Here is an 18,287-nt window from a genome sequence, read left to right as displayed (position 1 = left end):
TGAACGTATTAAAAACATTTTTTTTACATCTTTAAAGGTGAAAAAAATGAGGCTTTTGTATTTTAAACAATAAAACATTAGTCAATTTTGAGAAAATTTTCGAATGTATTTTTTATGTTTTTTTTTTTAAAATATTTAAGGTCGTAATTATAGGGTATGATATGATGCTTTCTAATAGTTGATTGGTTGGATTAAAGTTTATTATAAAAAAAGAAGCAGTCTAATTTAGGCGGTTTTTTATTGGATGATGTTTTGATATTTATTGCGTTAATTTTGAGTGGAGGAAAAATTGCCCTTATGCCGCAATTTTCTTTCTTAAGTTGTGACCTAAAGCCATTAATCCGAACTCTAATTCAACTTTTTGAAGTCCTTTTAAAGAAAATCGTCTAAATCCGTTATTATGTTTGAGTTGGGCAAATACAGGCTCTACATCGGCAGAGCGTTGCTTTCTTCTTTGTATTCCTATTTCACTTAGCAGTAATTCCCTTGTCCTTTGTTTATGCCTTTCAAGGTTGTGGTTTCGCTCTATACTTCTGTTTCCCTGAGCTTTAAAACATTGACCCCTAAGTGAACAGCCTTCACAGTTTTTTGCCTGATAATGCGATAAGGTTTGGGTGTATCCTGCAGTTGTTGTTTTCTGGTTTTGATGTGTTTTATGCATTTTTTGTCCCATTGGGCATACATAATAGTCTTCTTCCTCGTTGTAATGGAGATTTTCCTTGCTAAAAGTCTTGTATTTCTTTTGGTAGTTTTGATCTTGTTCTTTTTCAAAAGTATTATATTTCACAAAAGCTTTGAGCTTCTTTTGCTCCAGATAATCATAGTTTTCTTCACTTCCATAACCTGCGTCAGTAGTTATCTCTTTTATCTTTTTAAATATTTTCTTGCCGAAGGTTTGTTCCAGATTTTCTAAATGAGGTTTGAGTGTTTTGGTATCAGTCGGATTTTGGTGGATGGTATAATGAACAATGATCTGATTTTGTGTAGATATCCGGGTATTATAAGCTGGCTTGAGCTGCCCGTTTAGCATATGATCTTCTTTCATGCGCATAAAAGTAGCCTGGGTGTCGGTTTTACTGTAACTGTTTCTTTCTCCCAGAATAACTTCTTGTTTTTCATACTTTTCAAGATTAGCAGTAAAATTATTTTTTATATAGCGTAATTTAGCTTTTGCTTTAGAACTCGCCTTTTCATTGCCAGAGAGTTTGGTATCTATTTTAGCAACGGTTTTCTGGATTACCTCTTTACTGATTTCTTTGAACTCTGTTGGTTCGGGGTTGGGGTCATTTTTATTATCAATACTTTGGGCATAGTTCCATAATTCTTCGAGCTGAGTGAGTATCTTTGTTTTAATGGTTTTTATGCTGTTGCCCAGACAAAAGTGTATCTGCCAGCCTGGGTCTCTATCTTTGTTGTGTCGGCATAAATTTGTTTTAGATTCACGAGCCCTTCTGATGCTAACATCAAAACTACCTGCTTGAAGATTTCTTTAAAACTCTCTTTGAGTTTGTCACTTCTAAAGCGGTTAATTATATTGTGATCAACAATAGTGATAGAAGTAAGCCACATAAAATAGATATTCTCACGAAGTGCAAGTTCTATCTTTCTCGAACAATAAATATTAGTCATATAAGCATACAACATCACTTTGAGCAGCATCTTTGGATGATATCCAGGATTACCTTCTCTGCTACAGGCTTTTAAAAGAGGCTGGATATTAAGGGATTCCATAACTTGCTCAACTATTCGAACCGGATGTTTCGGTGGAATTAAATCATCAAACGAATAAGGCAAAAGCACCGTTTGTTGTTGGTTATAATGTTTGAATCACATATATAATCAGCTGTTTATCACTAATTAAATTTAGAAAATTGCTTATAAAAATACAAACTAAAAAAAAGAAGCTGAATCAGTTTTGAGACAGCTTCTTTCTAATAATTAAAAAAATGATTTTATAAACTAAAGTTTTTATTGATACCAATATTGAGTGTTTTTCCAAAATTGAATCCGAAACGTTTTTGTTTTAGATCATTGTGACCATCTATATTGTCATAGTTGATTCCCCCAATTGAAAAGTTTAATCCAAAACCTCTTTTCATATTAATGAACAAAGATGGTGTAATGTTTGCATACATTCCCTTTGCATCATTTATTGAGTTTTGTTGGTAGCCCGCTCCAATATCAGTAAAAATGGCGAAAGTTTCGGTAAGTGGCGTGCTATAACGTACAAATGCCCCGATTTTTAGATGATCTGAATTGCTAGTCTCGGTGTTGTGTATGTTATTAATACTAGCGTCAACTCCCGCTGTCCAATTGTCTGAAAATTGATAGCCAAATTTTGGCGAAAATTCAAAAGACTCTGCTTTTGCATCTCCAATTTTTTCAGAAGAAAATCCGATATTTCCCCCTACAAGGACAGAGCCCTTTTGTGCAGTAGCCATTACTGAAACAGCTAAAGCAACACATAATAGTAATTTTTTCATTTTTATGAATTTTAAATTTCGGTAAAATGAATGATTTTTAATTTATTAAAATGAGTGTTTAAGTTATATTTATAGAGTAATAAGACATATTTAATTTCGGAAAGAATTAATTGATTTTGTAAGTTAATTATTGCTATTGCTGACCTCATTTTTTTAGGATGATTAAGAATTTTTTATCACATGAGGTATACAGGGAGAGCTGTTTTAAATCAAATTGAATAAATTTTAGCATTGGTGTAAAGATAGAATTGGTATTGTATACGCTTTTTTTAATATTCATCTATATTTTTATCGTAAAAAAACATTCGTCAAACTGAAAAATTGCTGTGTAATTGATTTTAAATTTTGCCATGTGCTTTAAAAGTTTTTATCACTCCCGGGATCTGATTTGTTGGTGAGAATAATTTGATTTGGAGGGTCTTTTGTCTTAATGTATTTTTTTTTAAGCTTATTGCAACCTGACAAAAGATAGTTATTAAGTATTTTTGCGAAATATTGCAATCAAACTAATTCAGCAAAACATGTCATTATTTACGACTTTTTACTTTTTGTCCAAAAGACAAGTTACTTATTACTTTCTTGGAATTTTTCTTTTGATTTCATCAAGAATAGTAGCTCAAAAGGATACAATCTTTTATGATCATAATTGGAAAAATACGATCAAAGATTCTGCTATTTATTACAGAATAAAGCCCATAAGAATAAAAACTAAAAAAGCCATTGGATATAAAATAGACTATATTGATTCACTTTATGTTCTTAATGATTATTACTTAAAAAACAACAAACTTCAATTTGAAGGTTATTCGATAAGCAAAGACGAAAAACAACTTGTCGGAATAGCAAAATGGTATGATCAAAACAATGTCATCGAACACTTGGAGGAACACAATGGCAATAGAAGAGATAACTTAGCAATATTAAACGTACCAATAATTATTCCATACGTGGATTATAAAAATGTAACTAAAAATCAATTTATTGGCGGATTTGAATTTTGTTTAGATAAAGATAATTACAATAAATTACTTTTAGGAGTGGGTTTTGGCATAACTAGTTATTCGGATACTTGCTATGGTTTGCCGGATTTACATTTGTCTTATTTATCTAATGATGACTTACTTTTTTTTAAAGCCGGAACTTCTGATCGTCATGCATACGCTTTAGTTGGAAGGGGTAGTGGTGTAATGGATTTGGGACTTGGCTATTCTTATCCTTATAATAAAAACGACTTTCCGGTAATTAAAGGTTTTACATTGGGTATTACAATGAGATTAACGGTTTTTGGAATTTTTTTTCAAAAATTTCAGTTCATTCAATAAATTCAGCAAAAAATATTGTCCTCTACACTATAGGGCTTAAAACTCCGGGAGTTCTATCTTTAGTTTTGGTGATGATATACACCTTTTTAACTTTTTAAAATCAAGGTGAGATTCCTCATAAAAGCATATTCTGAATGAACATGTTCCTTATGCAAAGTTTTAGCAATTTACTACAAGATTTAAAGATGCTAAATCCATGAACTTTTTCCTTACGGGTGGAAAACATAAAAAAAATAACTAGATAGATGATTTTATAATTTTATTACTGTTTACATAAAAAAATAAGGAAGACTTATAGATGAAATATTTACGATTTAAATGAAATACTTTATTGCCATGTTTATTAGGCTTATCATTTGTTTTATTTAAGTAATCAATGTGGATATTTGTAGTCTATTAGGTAATTTAATAAGGACTTGGATAAAGCGTTTGAAATCATATGTAATTATGATTTGAGCGCTTTTTTCAATCTATTGGTATAAAAAAATAATATATTAAAAGCAATGATAGGATTGTTATTTGGGCTGTGGTAATGTTTTTTTGGTTTCATGTAAAAACAAGGACCGAAAAAAATGCTAAGAGAAGATTTAAATACAAGTATTTTACTTAAAAAAATAAATCTAGTTGTTCATGATAGTGCTTGTTAATATAAGGAACAAATAGAAATTGTAAGGCAAAATTTAAAAGAAAATCCAAGTGAAATTCCAAACGAAAATGCAGATTTATGGGTTTGTAATTTACGCCCATCTTAAGAAAAGATGCATATAACGCTGCTTTAAGTTGATTTTCATGCCTTGATGACAGCATATAAAAAACAAAAAGATACTTTAGTATTAAGTTATGATAAAATAAAAAATAAAAGATATTTCATGGTGGATGCTTGCCGAGTAAGGGATAAAGGTACTCCTTCGATATTATGTATATTTTTTAAGGGATAAAAATGAAATTTATCTTTGTGAATAAAATAACAATAAAAAAATAGTATAGTGAAAAGATTATTATTAGGATTTATGTTTGTTTTTTTTGTTTTTGTTTTTTGGTTTCATGTTCTAAAACAATGGGCAAAAGAAATTGTAAGGCAAGATTTATAAATGAATGTTTAAGATAAAAAATTAAATCAGGTTGTTCGTGAGAATGCTATAAATATATAGGAAACAAATAGAATTGTAAAACAGAATTTAAAAGAAACGTCAGACGTTGAATTAAATTTATTTGCTTATGGATGTTCCCCATTCTTAGGGAAAGATGTATATTAAGCTTCTTTAATTCGTTTTCAGGCCTAGAAGATGAATCATGAATCACCGGGTTCATATATAAAAAAGAAAAAGACATTGATACCAACAAAACAGTTGTTCGAATTCTTTATCGTGAAAAGAGAATAATTGATAACATTGATACAAAAGAGTAAAACGTCAAACAAATAAAACCAAATTAATTACAGATCTTGAAGTGCCAGAATTTAACCCTAAGGTTTGTGACTGGGAAAATATCGAGAAGAAAGGGATTTTAGGATATGTTTTTTAATTCGAAACTAACGTAGATACTAGATTCCTTTATCAATATCTCAAGGCTAATAAGAAAAAATACCTTTTTTTTTTTTGAAACTTACAAGGAACTTTTAATCCCAATTTAAAAAGTCTTTACCTTTTTAATAATTAATTCAAGTTGCTAGTTGATTGCTTTATTTAACTGGAGTCCAAATACAAACAATGTCAGTTTTATCAAAAAACCTTCTAATGTTACTGCATGTATAGTTCTTGGAAACATTTTTTTTATGTCGCTTATTGTTGTTTCTACTCTTTTTCTCATTTTTAACTTTTCTTTTTTTTGCTCTATTGTATCTGTTCGTTTAGCATTTGACTTTCTTTGAATTTTTAATAAAACACATTTTTCCATTAGGGCAAAATCTTCTAAACCGTAATCAGTATAAGCACTATCTCCATAAATCGATGCTTCAGCAGGCAGCTTATCTATCATTTTTCCTAAAGCTTTTATGTCAGCTGTTTTACCTGGAGTGAAATGAAACGCTATAGGTATTCCATTTTTAGTTGTCAATAACTGAACTTTTACCCCATAAAAATAGTTTCTCATACTTGCTGTATAACCTCTGTACTTTTTGCCTTTAAGAATCTTAGAGTTTGTAATCCTCATGTTTTTACAAACTGCTACGGGAAATGAATCTATAATGTATTGCATCTCACAACAGAAATCTTTAAAATAGGAACTTATGATCTCAAATAATTCATATAGAAGTCTGCCAACTTTATGTAAACGTCTGTTGAACCTGCTCTTATCAAGCATCTTTGGAATAAATCCATATTCTTTCATAAACTTAATGGCTGAGCAGTGATTACCATAAAAACTTGTCGAAGAAACAATTGCAGTCAGGATAATTTCGCTATCACTTACATGTCTTCTTACATCTTCAGGATGATTAATTCCTTGTAAAATATCGTCTATTAAACAAAAAATTGATATAATTTTGTCTTTACAAAGCATGGGTAAGGTTTATTGGTTCGCAAAACAAATTTACTGAACCTGTGCTTTGTTTTTTTATTACCTCTAAACTAGCAACTTGAATTAATTAGAACAAGTTTAAACCAGGATCAATCGACCCTTGTATTTCTTCAAACTAGCTATTTCGAACAAAGTTCTCATATATCGTTTTACATTAAGGTAGTCTATATTAGAAGGCATATTGCCAAAATAATAAGGAGTACTAATACAATATTTACATTTTGCAACAATCTTCTTTTTTGAAATGAAAGACTATGGTTTCTATTACTAAGTATAACAGTAACCATGTCATAATAACATAATCACGCATTAAGGTTAAAAAAAGGTTTTGCTTTGATCACAGTCATGGTAATTATTGTCTTCCTTTACAAAAAGATCTGCTTCCGGTATTAGTAAAATTACATTAATTCTGACACCCAAATGGATCGCTATGCTTTGTTTGTTATGTTTTTTTTTTTTTTTTTTTGAATTTATATCTGCTAAATTGTTTATTTCTTTATTCATTTCGGATTGGATATGCTTTTTATATAAAATAAAAAACCAATTAAATATTGCTAATGAAATTAATTTAAATATATCCTAATAAAATCTTTAAGCAGTAGGGTTTTGGGAGGGAAGGTAATGAGATAAATATGGGCATTCTTGAGCGAATGATTACAGTTTATTTTGCTGATTTCATGGTCTTGTTTCTCCGAAACACTGAATTGCTATTTTTACCAAACCACTGTACTCATTATTCTTCCCTGTCAAAGTCCCTGTCCTTTTGAAGAAACTCTAAATTCCATATTTTTTCTGCTCTCTGTCCAATAAACCAAAATGATATTGCAAGAATTAAAAAAAATATTGCTTTGTTATTTTTGTTCCAAAAATATTCAAAATACTTTGTATAGAGATTGATAAATAAAAATGTGATACCAAAACTTCTTGATGTATAATCATCATGTTTAAGCCCGTAATAAATTGCTCCAACTGCTGCTAAACCAAAAAGCAGTCCCCAGTGAAAAAGTTCATATTGTTTTACGCCATACCAACTGTTCATATCACTATAATTACCAAAAATTGACAAAATCCATAGTGCAATGAAAAGATAAAGTAGTCCCATGATATAGGTCGGCTTGTGAAAGTCAGATAACTTTGAATTGCTTTTTAGAGCAAAACTTGCACTTATCAAAATGGCCCCAAACAAAATAAAGCGTAAAGGGTAATTCATTCCAAGAAAATATGCTCCCTGGCCAGACATATAACCTGTCTCTAAACCATACCAACTACCAAGTGTTATGAGCGAAAACAACCAAACAAGTTTTGACGGAAACCAAAGTCCCAAAGCGGCATATATAACAGTGGATAATAAAAATAGAAGTGAGAAATGTCCACTACCTGTATCTAATGCCATACCTAAATAGGCAATTGAAAAGGCAGTAAATAATACACCTGCAAAAATTATAGCCTCATTACTGAATTTTTTTTCAGGGCTTTTTTGTCGTCTTTTAAGTCCAACATAATATATGGTTGCTGCTAAAGTTGCAAATATCGAGCACAAGCCTATATATGATAATGAAAAAAAACTTTTAATTAAATCAATTAAAAATTCGTTAGCTATAATTGCTTCAAATGCTATAATGCCACAAATAATTGCAACCCAAAAAGAATATTTTGCTAATTTTTTATAGTCAAACGGTCGAACTGAATAACTATTTTTTAAAGTATCTGCTATTTCCTTTGTTATTGTTCCGTTTGCTTTCCACTCATTTATTGTGTCGTTAAGAAAATATCCTTGCTTTTTGCTGTACTTCATCTTTTTTTATATAATAGTTGGTAGTGATCCCTTTGCTACAATTCGTTGGAGGAACTTTTGTCTTCGGATTTGCTTAAACATTTCAAATACAAGTTGTTTTCTAAATCAAATCAATTACTTAAATTCCCCGCCTTAAGTATCCGTGTTGTCTTGTTAGAATTAAATTTCTTCAGTTTAACTTTTCTTGTGTTGGCAAAATCTAACTTCATGCCCTAAGTTTTAAATTTTCTAGTAATATCTTTTTTTTCTTACTGCTCACTATCCGCAATATATTGAATTTTTGTATTTCTATTCGCTCCATCTTTTGCTTTAAAATCAAAATTCGTCCTACTAAAGTTCTCTTTTCAGGAAAGAGACTTATTTCTTGATTTTTATCTTGGATTGCTTCTGTTAAAATATTCACTAAATGACTGGGTTAATAATGCATTAGATGTATTGAAAAACAAATACATCCTACAATGAATATGACTATTACGGCAATGAAAATTAGAAGTAAATATTTTAAAGTCGGTTTTAGTTTTGTTGGTTGAGCTGTTTTTTCTTGTTCATATATTGATGTGTATAATCCTGATTGAAGTTTGGTTTCTATCATAATATATTTTTTTTTACAAAAATAAAACACTTAAAATCATTAAAGCGTTTTGAAAAGACCAAAAAATGGATCAATAGGTCATTTTTTGTTAAAATATGTTTTTAGAAAAAAGATAAATATTATAGACATGGAAAATAAATTGAACTTTGGGTTTGTTTGATATAAAACTTGAAAGCACACAAAGTGATTCAGTAAAATCAAGGTATAAAAATGGAATCGAAATTATCAAAGTAATATTGTAAACAGTCACTATTATAATAAGACTTTGTACTGTTTAGTAAAAAAAAGCAGACTATACTAACTAATTTTTGGATAGAAATGTTTAGTATCAATTTATCACCTGTTTTATATGACTCAATTAAACTCTTTAGGTATTAGATATCTTTTATTTTGTCTTAACTGAATTTTGAGTTTTTTTTTAAACTAACCCAAGGAGAAATTGGAAGATACTATTTCTCTTGTTCCAAGATTTTCTGTATTTAGGAAGTTGGACAAATTATTGGAAACATTTTTTACAAACCTTTAAATGAAACAAAATCTTTCTTTATTAATTCCTTTAACCGGATTTTAACTTCATGTAAAGATATTTTGAAACCAAAGGTCAAATTTTTAAATTCGGATAAGTTGGAACGAAACATAGCAAATATAGAATCAAAAAATGAAGATCCATTAAAAAATATCAGCCTTTTTTTTATAAAATCGAAAAAATACCCATTACTGGTAAACTTAAAGAAATTGTTACAGAAGATATTCGCAAAGAATATATTCATAATGCTGAAATAATTGATTTCACAAGTAATAAAATCCGCGGTTATATGGAGAATTAAAGTAGAGGCACCCTTTATTGGAAATGAATTTTAGACTTCAATCCCAGTTAAAGAATAAACTTAGAGTAATTGATAGTGTTGAAACAATTGATTTTACAGGTGATAACATTCTTGATTATATATGTAGAACTACGGCGTTAATGGGTGTTTGTACATGAATATTGGATCTCAACAGGATACAAAATTAGTAAAAAACACCTTGTGGAAAAACTTCTATTGTCGTTGGTTCATAAATTTAGATAGCAATCCTGAACTTGAAATTATTAAAAATTCACCTGCAAGTGACTACTATATTATTGATTAAAATTTAGTAGCAGGAACAGATGAAATATTACTTCATATAGATGCGGTAGTAATTGCTGAACATTCAAGGTTTTAGGGATATTATTTAGATAATATAAAAGATATAAAGATAAAAAAGTGGAACTGACATTGAATTTTTTTATTCTTTATATTAAACCAACATAGGCTATTGTACAAGAGTGGATTACACTACATTCTTTACTGTTATAAAAGAAAATAATATAATTCGATAGGGAGCTAGTGTACCTGACTTCGAATTTGAAGAACAAATTCCAATATTATTTTTGCAGGTATTATGGCAGAAGAAAGTGATTTATCTACAAGATCACAGATGACCAGTGGCTGATATTACAAGAATTATTGAATAACAGAGATAAAACTTAATTTTCATTAATTTAAGTCTTTACATAATTTTTAAAATTTAAATTTAATACGGTTTTTATTAAAAAAATAATGAGGCACTTAAAATCATAATGTTAATGATTAGTGCCTCATACCAAATTTTTCTACAAGCTAAATAAGTTTCAAATTATTTACCTTACAAATAAAAGAACTATTGTTTTGTTTTATGGATTTAATAAGCCTAAAATGTATTGCAATATATTTAAATTACATAAATTAAATAAGGCAATAGTTTTCCTGGAATTAAGTAACACAACATAATCGTACGGTTTTGAGTATGTTGGAAGGACTCCAAGATTAAGAAGACTTTGTCAGGGCTTACAAAAAATGAAGCTATTTACGTAGATTTGACCTGAGTCTTGTTGATGAAACCAAAAAAAGCTACTATTTTTTGTTCACAATTACCCATAAAAAAACTGGTATGAACTAGAAGAAAAGACAATAGCCGATGCCATTTTGGATCGAATTATACACTTAGCAATACATTTTGAACTCAAAGGAGAATCGATGAAAAAAAATGAAAAGCAGTAAAAAAATTACCTAATTTTAAATCAAGAAAACATCAATAAAATAACTCTTCATTTTCTAAGGAATACACTGTCCAGTTTAAACCGGAATGAGGTGTACACTTTCACCGGAATAATCAGTTATCAAGAATAACTGCAATATCGGCACTTTTTCCATTATCTATTAAACCGTCATAAGTTATGTGAAAGATATTCCAATAAACCAAATAAAAAATAGGATTATAGATGATTTATACAGTCGTTTTATGTTTTTTTATTCAATATCATTTGAACGTCTGTCAATGAAAAAACTTCAATTTAATTGTAAATAGAATATAGAGGATCATTTTGTAATAATAATAATAATAATAATAATAATAATAAGTATTTCTAAAAATTAATTATCTTATTGACAAACTTTGTTAAGTTTTAAAAGTAATTTTTTATCAAAAGCAATTGGTACTAATGTATCTTCAGCAGCATTATATAGATATAACTGCTTTTTAATAGGATCAAAACTGAATCGTGCAACAACTGGCTCTCTGTCTTCATATGATTCATGAATATTAAAATCATAAGTTTCTGAATATTCCATAGCGTTATTTGCTTTCGGATTGGGACTTCCTTCAATTAAAATACCAAATGATGTTCCTCCATTTTTAATAACTGCTTCAGTAAGACCGTTTGTTGTTTTTAAGTAAGTAGGAGAAGTTGTGAGAATTTCCATAACTACATTCATACAATTAACTAATTCTTTTTTCTCCAGCTTTAATGTTTTTTTATCTAATTCCTTAGTATTTTGATTTGCTACTGCTTTTATAACTTTTTTATCGTTTGGATAAAAGTTACTGCTTTTTTGTTTTTCATTACAGCTGATTAAAATTAAAAAGCTAAGTATTAAGGGAAATTTGTTTGGCATAGAATGTTTTTCTTAAATGAATTTGTAATATTTTAATTACTTATTGTTAAAAATAAATTACAATTTTAACGTCATGAGAAAGTAAACTCACATAATTGATGTTTTTGTATTTATCTGAAGTTGTTTTGTTTTTATTATTGTCTTCTGTTTATAAAAAAAACACTCACTACTAACGATTCTAGAAGTAGAGGCTAAAATTTAAATTAAATATAAACGCAAAATTAGGCTAGTTATTATATAAAAAAGGGGGCAAAAAAACATAAAAAGATATAGATATGGTTTTTCTTTTTATCTATGCATTCAGATAAGAAAGGGCAATAAATATTTAAGAAAAAAAACAAATTTTATTACAGACAATGGCTCAATATACTATCATACCGTGTTCTGGCATATAGGGTATGCTAAAGAAATTATTTTTTACAAAATAACCGCAAATTCATTAATTCGAATTTACGGTTATCTATAAAATAAATTTGATTTGTATTAATTGAATCGATCTTTGTATTTTTTGAATAAAGTATTCATGATCAAAAGCACGACTCCAACGCCCAATAAAACCAAGGCTCTTATTAAGAAATCCGCATTTGATAAATCGAAAAACATGAGTCGAATTACGCAGACACCTACTAAAGAAAGTGAAACGTAACGGAAATATTTTTCTTTAAGAATAATACCAAGTATTAATAATCCTAAAGATTCTAAAATCCAGAAGAATGTTAAGATTCCTTTATCGAATGAGAGATACAAAAATAATCCGATGCTAAATGTGGCCGGATAAATAATGATACTGTTTCTGAACCTGAAGTCTTCAATATACTTATAAATGATAAAGATGTATAGTGCCAAAAGACCAAATATAATCAGATAAACAAATTCAAATTCAAATTTAGATTCGTAATACGTGAAACTAATGAAAGCTAAATGGAAATTTGCCAATAAATAATACACGATACTGATTTCTTTTTTATTCCCTATTTTTTTATAATAAAGGCATAAGTTTATTATAGCCGTTGTTGCCCAAAACACAGGAAGCCACTTGTGTTCTAATTGTGTGAGCATAATGATAGAAAGCCAAATATTGATGACTATTTGATAATCTATTTTTAATGATTTTATAAACTCTTTTTTGTTCATGAGCAAAACTAAAACAATCAATAAAGCAATGCTGGAGAGTTGTAAAACCCAAGCTAACCAGGTAAAATCATTTAGTTCTTTGGTGCTGTAAAAAATAGAGGTTACAATAGACAAAAGCCCAATAAGTAGTACCGATTCCGGCATTAATTCTATTTTTTCATATAAAATCAGGCTAAAATTCAGGATTGCTAGAAGCATAAATATTGGTGCTAAATAAGCAATCTCTACCTGAAGAAACAATAAAGCAATTACCCATAGGTTTTGAATAACAGGTAAAAATGCAATAAACATTTTGCCTTCTTCTTTCTGACTTTTCATTTGCAGGTAACTATAACCAACAGATAATAAAATAGTTATTGCCTGTATAGCATAGAGTACATTTTTGCTTACCGTATTTGCTTCGAATGCAGCTAAATAAAGACTTAGAAATATCCCTCCAATTAAAAGCACAAAAGAGTAAATGTTATAACGTCTAAGTCTATCGATTTTCTGAAAAATCCAAAAAGTAGCTATCGCCAGACCTCCTAAGTAAACAGGAATATAATCGAGCTGAATACATGAAAATACAAATACAAGGGCATTAAAAAGAATGAATTCAGAATTTAATACATTGAAATTTCCCCAGCCTGAAATGACCGCGTTAGATTTGTTTCTGATTTTATCTGCAAATAAAATATAAATTTCGATTATTGAAAGTCCAATGGCGGTTAAACCAATTTCGGTGCTATTCAAAAATTGGGTGTTGTATGCAAATAAGCCACTTCCAAATATCGAGAACGCAAGACAAAAACCGTACAGTAGAATTTGATTGTCAGTCGTTAGTGTTTTTCGTTTAAACTGAATCCATAAAAACTCGTGATTTAGTAAGGCAATAGCAAACCAGCCAAAAATCTGGATAATATCATAAGACGCTAAATATTTATAAGAAAGCGAAATTAGTAATGCATTAATGCCAATGATACTTGTAGTTTTAGTAATAGATTTGTCATTCTGTAATGATTTTACAAACCAGTTAAATTCTATTAAAGCAATAATTCCTAAAGTGAAAAAAATATCTAAATCAGATTTTGGGTCTGTGAGAATTAATACTATTCCCGTAACAATGGTTATCATTAAAAAAGTGAACCTTCCAAAATCAAAGCTTTTGGTTTTGAATTTTAATTGTAAAAAACACCACAATAGTGATATGAAAAAAAGAGGGAAATAAAACGAAATCTCGATCGTATGATACCAGTTTATTAAAAGTAATATTGAAAAGAGAACAGAGAAAATCCCGTTTAAACTCAAATCTTTTTTGAAGAAGAAAGAATCAATTCCCAGGTATTCTTTTTTCATGGAGCAAAAAACAGGAACCAGTAATGTTATGAATGTCATCATAATTACCGTTACAAAATAGTTTGTAATAGTGATGTAATTAAAAGGCATATCAGCGTATATAAAAAAAACTAAAGCCAAAATACAGAAAATATGGTTGAGATCTAAAAATATATTGTACAATAAAACTTCTTTGCTTTTATACATTATAAACATGCAAGTGATAATTAACAAGTATAATACGCAAACAATAATATCTGAACCTACACTCCAGTCATTGAGCATGATAATGCTTAATGCAAAGAGTAAAAATGAAACCATTCCGTCTAAATGATACAGCCAGGTAATCTTTTTCTTTCTGGCGAAAAGAGTTGCAGAAAGACAAAGGATTGCCGCCGTAAATAGAACGAAAATTTTGATTTTGCTTCCTGTAGAATGTAAAATTAATCCTAATGCAAATAAAACCCAGTTAACAAGGTGCGTTATAAAAGCAATTCGGTCGAAACGAGTATTGGTGTAAATACTGCGATATTGCATATACATACAACTTATTGAAACCAAAATAATACCAAGTATAGCAAAAATATTCTGAGATGGACTTAAAATACTTGTTCCTTGTGTAAACCAAATGTCAAATATTATAAAAGCTGAGATAACAATCAATAAATGATATTCCCATTTTTCTTTATAAGATAAAATTATTCCTGCTGTTGCAGTTAATGACGCTAATAGAAATGTTATTAATAGTTTTTCAGGAATTACACATAAAATCAAGAAACTCAGTATTACATGCAGGGATAAAAAAGTTTGCTGCTTTATAATATAACCAACGTATAAATTGATTGCAATTCCAATTCCGATGAGCGAATAAGCAAGCGGAATATTATGTATAAAAGTGAGGGCGGGAATTTGTGAAGCACCAAAACAACCAAATAAAAACAAAGCTGCCCCTGCATTACGAAGCCAAAGTCCGGTCTTAAACCATTTTTCTTTTGTTTTTAAGAAAAAATAGGAACCAGATAAAATTCCGGCATAGAACCAAAGAATCAGAATACGGAATATTGGTAAAACTTTTAAAGCAGTATAAATGCTCAGATAGCCAACTCCTAAAACCATTATTGCTGTTCCTAAGATTCCAGTCCAATTCTCGGCAAACTGATGTTCTAGTTTTTTTATTAAAATAGAAAAAGTACTTTCTACATATTCTTTTTTTTCCCGAACCTGAAGTTCAGGTTTAGGTTCTGCTTCTAATCTATAATTTGGTTTTATATCCAGATGTTCTATTTTTTTTGAAGTTTTTTCTTCTTCAAGAATTTGTTGTTCTTCAAATGTAGGAGTGGTTAGGGATTCCAGCCTAAATTTATATGGCGTGAGAGCAGAGTTGTCTTTTGTTTGGGGTGATACTATTTCAATATCATCTTTGATATTGACGATATCATAAGGTGTGAGATCAGAGTTGTCTTTTGTTTGGGTTGATACTATTTCAATATCATCTTTGATATTCACGATATCATAAGATGTGAGAGCTGAGTTTTCTTTTGTTTGCTTTGAGATTATTTCAATTTCATCAATTTTTGAAACTAAATTTTCAGAAACAAAACCTGATTCTGTGATTTGTTTTCTAATTTCATCTATCTCTTTTTTTAAAGAATTATAATCATCTTTGTTGTCCGTATCAAGAGAATGCAAGTATGTGTGTTCCTCTTTAAATTTGTAAAAGCTGTAATATAAATAAAATATGCATGCAAGTATTACAAATAGAATAAGATTCTCCATAATTTAATTTTTTTTATGTGTTATATAGCGTTGGTGTAATATTTAAGAAAAAGTGTCAAAAAAATAATAAGTCTTTTTAGAATTTGAAACGGCGCAACTTAATTCAAATCCAGGATTTGGCAATCTTGATATTGATGACAAGGACATATTAACTGGGTATAAAATTAATTTGCAAGTAGTATCGATATTAGATTCGGATCATTACAATAATAATAGTAAAAAAACAATTTTTAATAAAAAATGATAGCGTTTTTTAAATCTAATTTCTTTATCTATATAGTGTATGAAACATTACATGAGATGTGAAAATGGCATAAAATTTACCTTTGTATTTTTATGACCTATTATTTTAAATTAACTCTTAACGAAAAACTTTTATTACCTAATAAAGCTCGAATGCTTAAAATCATATATTAGAAAAAATACTACCACAATAAACAGTAGAAGATTTGCATTTCGCAACAACGTTCTTTTTTTGAAATGTAAAACTATACTTTCTATTACTAAAAAAAATACCCATCCTGCAATGAAATAGATTGTACCTATTATTAAAAACGATGCAATGCTGGGTTTGGTCCAAAAAAGAGACAATAAATACAGTAAGAGGACATTTATTCTAATACATAAATGAATCGCAAGGTCTTCAATGTCATTATCATTATTATACTTATAGTTTTTTCGGGCACTTTTTTTGGGTAAATTGCTTATTTGCTTACGCATTTCGGATTGAAATTAAATATTGTTATTGATGTAATTCGTAAAATGAAGTAATTTTCAAGTAAATGTTATAAAGCATGTAGTAATAGTTGTGTTTATTCCCAGCGCTCATACATGTTATTATTCCACATTTTTTTAGCGTAATCTCTATAATATTTTGGAGCTTCATTAAATGTTTTATCAAAAGTGTAATTCCCACCCTCATAGTCCGTATCCGAAATTTTAACACGGGTTGTGCCTCGCATTGCGAGTTTTTGCTTTCCCTGATACATTATAATTTTCATTGGCAAAGGACTTATATCACCGTGGCAACCTGTTTTATACATTACCCAAATTTCGCCAATTCCGTCATTATTTAAGTCTGTTATATTCAAAGTATTTTTTACGAAACTTGCTATAATGTCAACAGGGCAATCTTTTACGTAATCATATATTTTCCAATTCTGTTTAATACTGTTTTTATAACGAATGAAATGATAGGCATAAATTTCAGAATCGCCGCTATCTTCGGCTTGTGGATTTTTAGTTTCGAAGACTCCTGTTTCACAAGTCAATAAAAAGTTCTCGCCTAATTTGTCATTCCAGGTTATTGCGTTTTTAATTTTTCCTTTGTATTTGATTTCTTTTGGAATTTTAGTAACATCAATTTTCATGACAGTTATTTTCTGCTGTCCAACTACTTTTAAAAAACAAAAAAGCAAAAAGACGATAAACTTTCTTTTTTTCATTAGTTTCATATTTTTTTGGCAAAATTGAATTAAATAATCAATTAAAGCGGATTCAATAAGCCCTTTTTATGTAGCAATACGCTATAATTTAAATATATGTAAGGTAACATGGAGCGATATAAGTGAGACAAATAGCAGAAAGACCAAATTGTTGTAATAGAAATAAGCCTTGGTTGGAAATTTGACAGTTGTATCCAATTTTGAACTACCTTGCTTAGATGTAATGGTAAATACTATAAAAAGATCAAGACTTATTGGTAAAAATATAAGAGTTAAATAAATGCTTTTTTGTCTTATTAATTAGGCTTATCGGCTGTTTTGTTTACATAATCAATGTCGATATTTGCAGTCTATTAGGTGATTTGATAGGAACTTGGGTAAGAGCGCTTGAATTCATAACTAGTTATGATTTGAGCGCTTTTTTTATGATCTATATAGAGAATAAATAGAAGTGAAAAATGAAGAAATTACAATTAAGTAAGTCATAGTCATTTTGAATTTCAACAGGCCACTGCTCAATACCCTGTTTTAATAAATTTTTCAAAAGGATTCATTTGGTAGAAGAGTTACAGACATCTCGAGGCAAAATTTATTGAAAAAAAAGATATTCCTGATAATTAGTATGATGAAAACACCTTGTCTAGGACGATTGGCGGGGGAATTAATAAATTACAGTCCATTGAAATCAATTCCACAACATTTGCGAAGGTTTGATTGTCTTCTCAAAATGTACTTAAGATATTATTGTTATATGATTGTATTTTTAAGGCTTTTATGTCTCTTTATTAAGTTTAAAGTTGCTTTATTTTTGCAAAAAAAATAATTGTTTAATATGCGTAAATCTATCCTGACTTTATTATTACTCCCTTTGAGTGTGTTTCTTTCTTTTTCTCAAACAAAAACAATCAATAACGGGACTTATATTACTACAGATACTAATGTTGGACAAAGA

General features: G+C 29.1%; 9 protein-coding genes and 1 pseudogene. 2 read left to right on the top strand and 8 right to left on the bottom strand.

Annotated features, from left to right (window positions below):
* Positions 1-295: 295 nt before the first annotated feature.
* Both CLU81_RS02625 and CLU81_RS02620 read right to left on the bottom strand, forming a co-directional pair.
* Positions 296-1,800, bottom strand: a pseudogene (locus CLU81_RS02625) (IS1182 family transposase).
* Between the two features lie 152 nt (positions 1,801-1,952).
* Positions 1,953-2,483, bottom strand: a complete 531-nt coding sequence (locus CLU81_RS02620) for an outer membrane beta-barrel protein (protein ID WP_099708403.1) — start codon at positions 2,481-2,483, stop codon at positions 1,953-1,955.
* 521 nt (positions 2,484-3,004) lie between these two features.
* On the opposite strand from CLU81_RS02620, the gene CLU81_RS02615 reads away from it, so the two are divergent.
* Positions 3,005-3,805, top strand: a complete 801-nt coding sequence (locus tag CLU81_RS02615) for a hypothetical protein (RefSeq protein WP_099708402.1) — start codon at positions 3,005-3,007, stop codon at positions 3,803-3,805.
* A 1,668-nt stretch (positions 3,806-5,473) separates the two neighbouring features.
* On the opposite strand, the gene CLU81_RS02610 is transcribed toward CLU81_RS02615, so the two are convergent.
* From CLU81_RS02610 to CLU81_RS02600, 3 genes are all read right to left on the bottom strand, one after another.
* Entirely contained in the window at positions 5,474-6,304 is an 831-nt protein-coding gene (locus tag CLU81_RS02610) for an IS982 family transposase (protein ID WP_099708401.1), read from the bottom strand.
* Positions 6,305-6,637: 333 nt separating this feature from the next.
* Positions 6,638-6,826 carry a hypothetical protein gene (locus tag CLU81_RS26735; RefSeq protein WP_099708400.1) on the bottom strand — a complete coding sequence of 63 codons (189 nt, stop codon included), beginning with the start codon at positions 6,824-6,826 and terminating at the stop codon, positions 6,638-6,640.
* 229 nt (positions 6,827-7,055) lie between these two features.
* Complete coding sequence (locus CLU81_RS02600) at positions 7,056-8,117, bottom strand: DUF2157 domain-containing protein (RefSeq protein WP_099708399.1); 1,062 nt, start codon at positions 8,115-8,117, stop codon at positions 7,056-7,058.
* Positions 8,118-10,697: 2,580 nt separating this feature from the next.
* On the opposite strand from CLU81_RS02600, the gene CLU81_RS27300 reads away from it, so the two are divergent.
* Positions 10,698-10,772: a hypothetical protein gene (locus CLU81_RS27300; protein WP_369804813.1), complete on the top strand. Its 75-nt coding sequence runs from the start codon at positions 10,698-10,700 to the stop codon at positions 10,770-10,772.
* A 381-nt stretch (positions 10,773-11,153) separates the two neighbouring features.
* Here the strand turns inward: CLU81_RS27300 and CLU81_RS02585 are convergent, their stop codons facing one another.
* The 3 genes from CLU81_RS02585 to CLU81_RS02575 all read right to left on the bottom strand — a co-directional run bounded on the left by CLU81_RS02585 (position 11,154) and on the right by CLU81_RS02575 (position 17,344).
* A complete protein-coding gene (locus tag CLU81_RS02585) occupies positions 11,154-11,666 on the bottom strand; it encodes a hypothetical protein (RefSeq protein WP_099708397.1) in 513 nt (170 codons plus the stop codon).
* Between the two features lie 483 nt (positions 11,667-12,149).
* Complete coding sequence (locus tag CLU81_RS02580) at positions 12,150-15,890, bottom strand: DUF2339 domain-containing protein (protein ID WP_144444459.1); 3,741 nt, start codon at positions 15,888-15,890, stop codon at positions 12,150-12,152.
* Between the two features lie 812 nt (positions 15,891-16,702).
* Entirely contained in the window at positions 16,703-17,344 is a 642-nt protein-coding gene (locus tag CLU81_RS02575; RefSeq protein ID WP_369804776.1) for a M949_RS01915 family surface polysaccharide biosynthesis protein, read from the bottom strand.
* Between the last annotated feature and the right edge of the window lie 943 nt (positions 17,345-18,287).

This window comes from Flavobacterium sp. 9, assembly GCF_002754195.1.
Taxonomy (GTDB): domain Bacteria; phylum Bacteroidota; class Bacteroidia; order Flavobacteriales; family Flavobacteriaceae; genus Flavobacterium.
The sequence above is the reverse complement of the archived record's forward strand: the minus strand, read 5'-3'. Positions and strand labels throughout refer to the sequence as shown.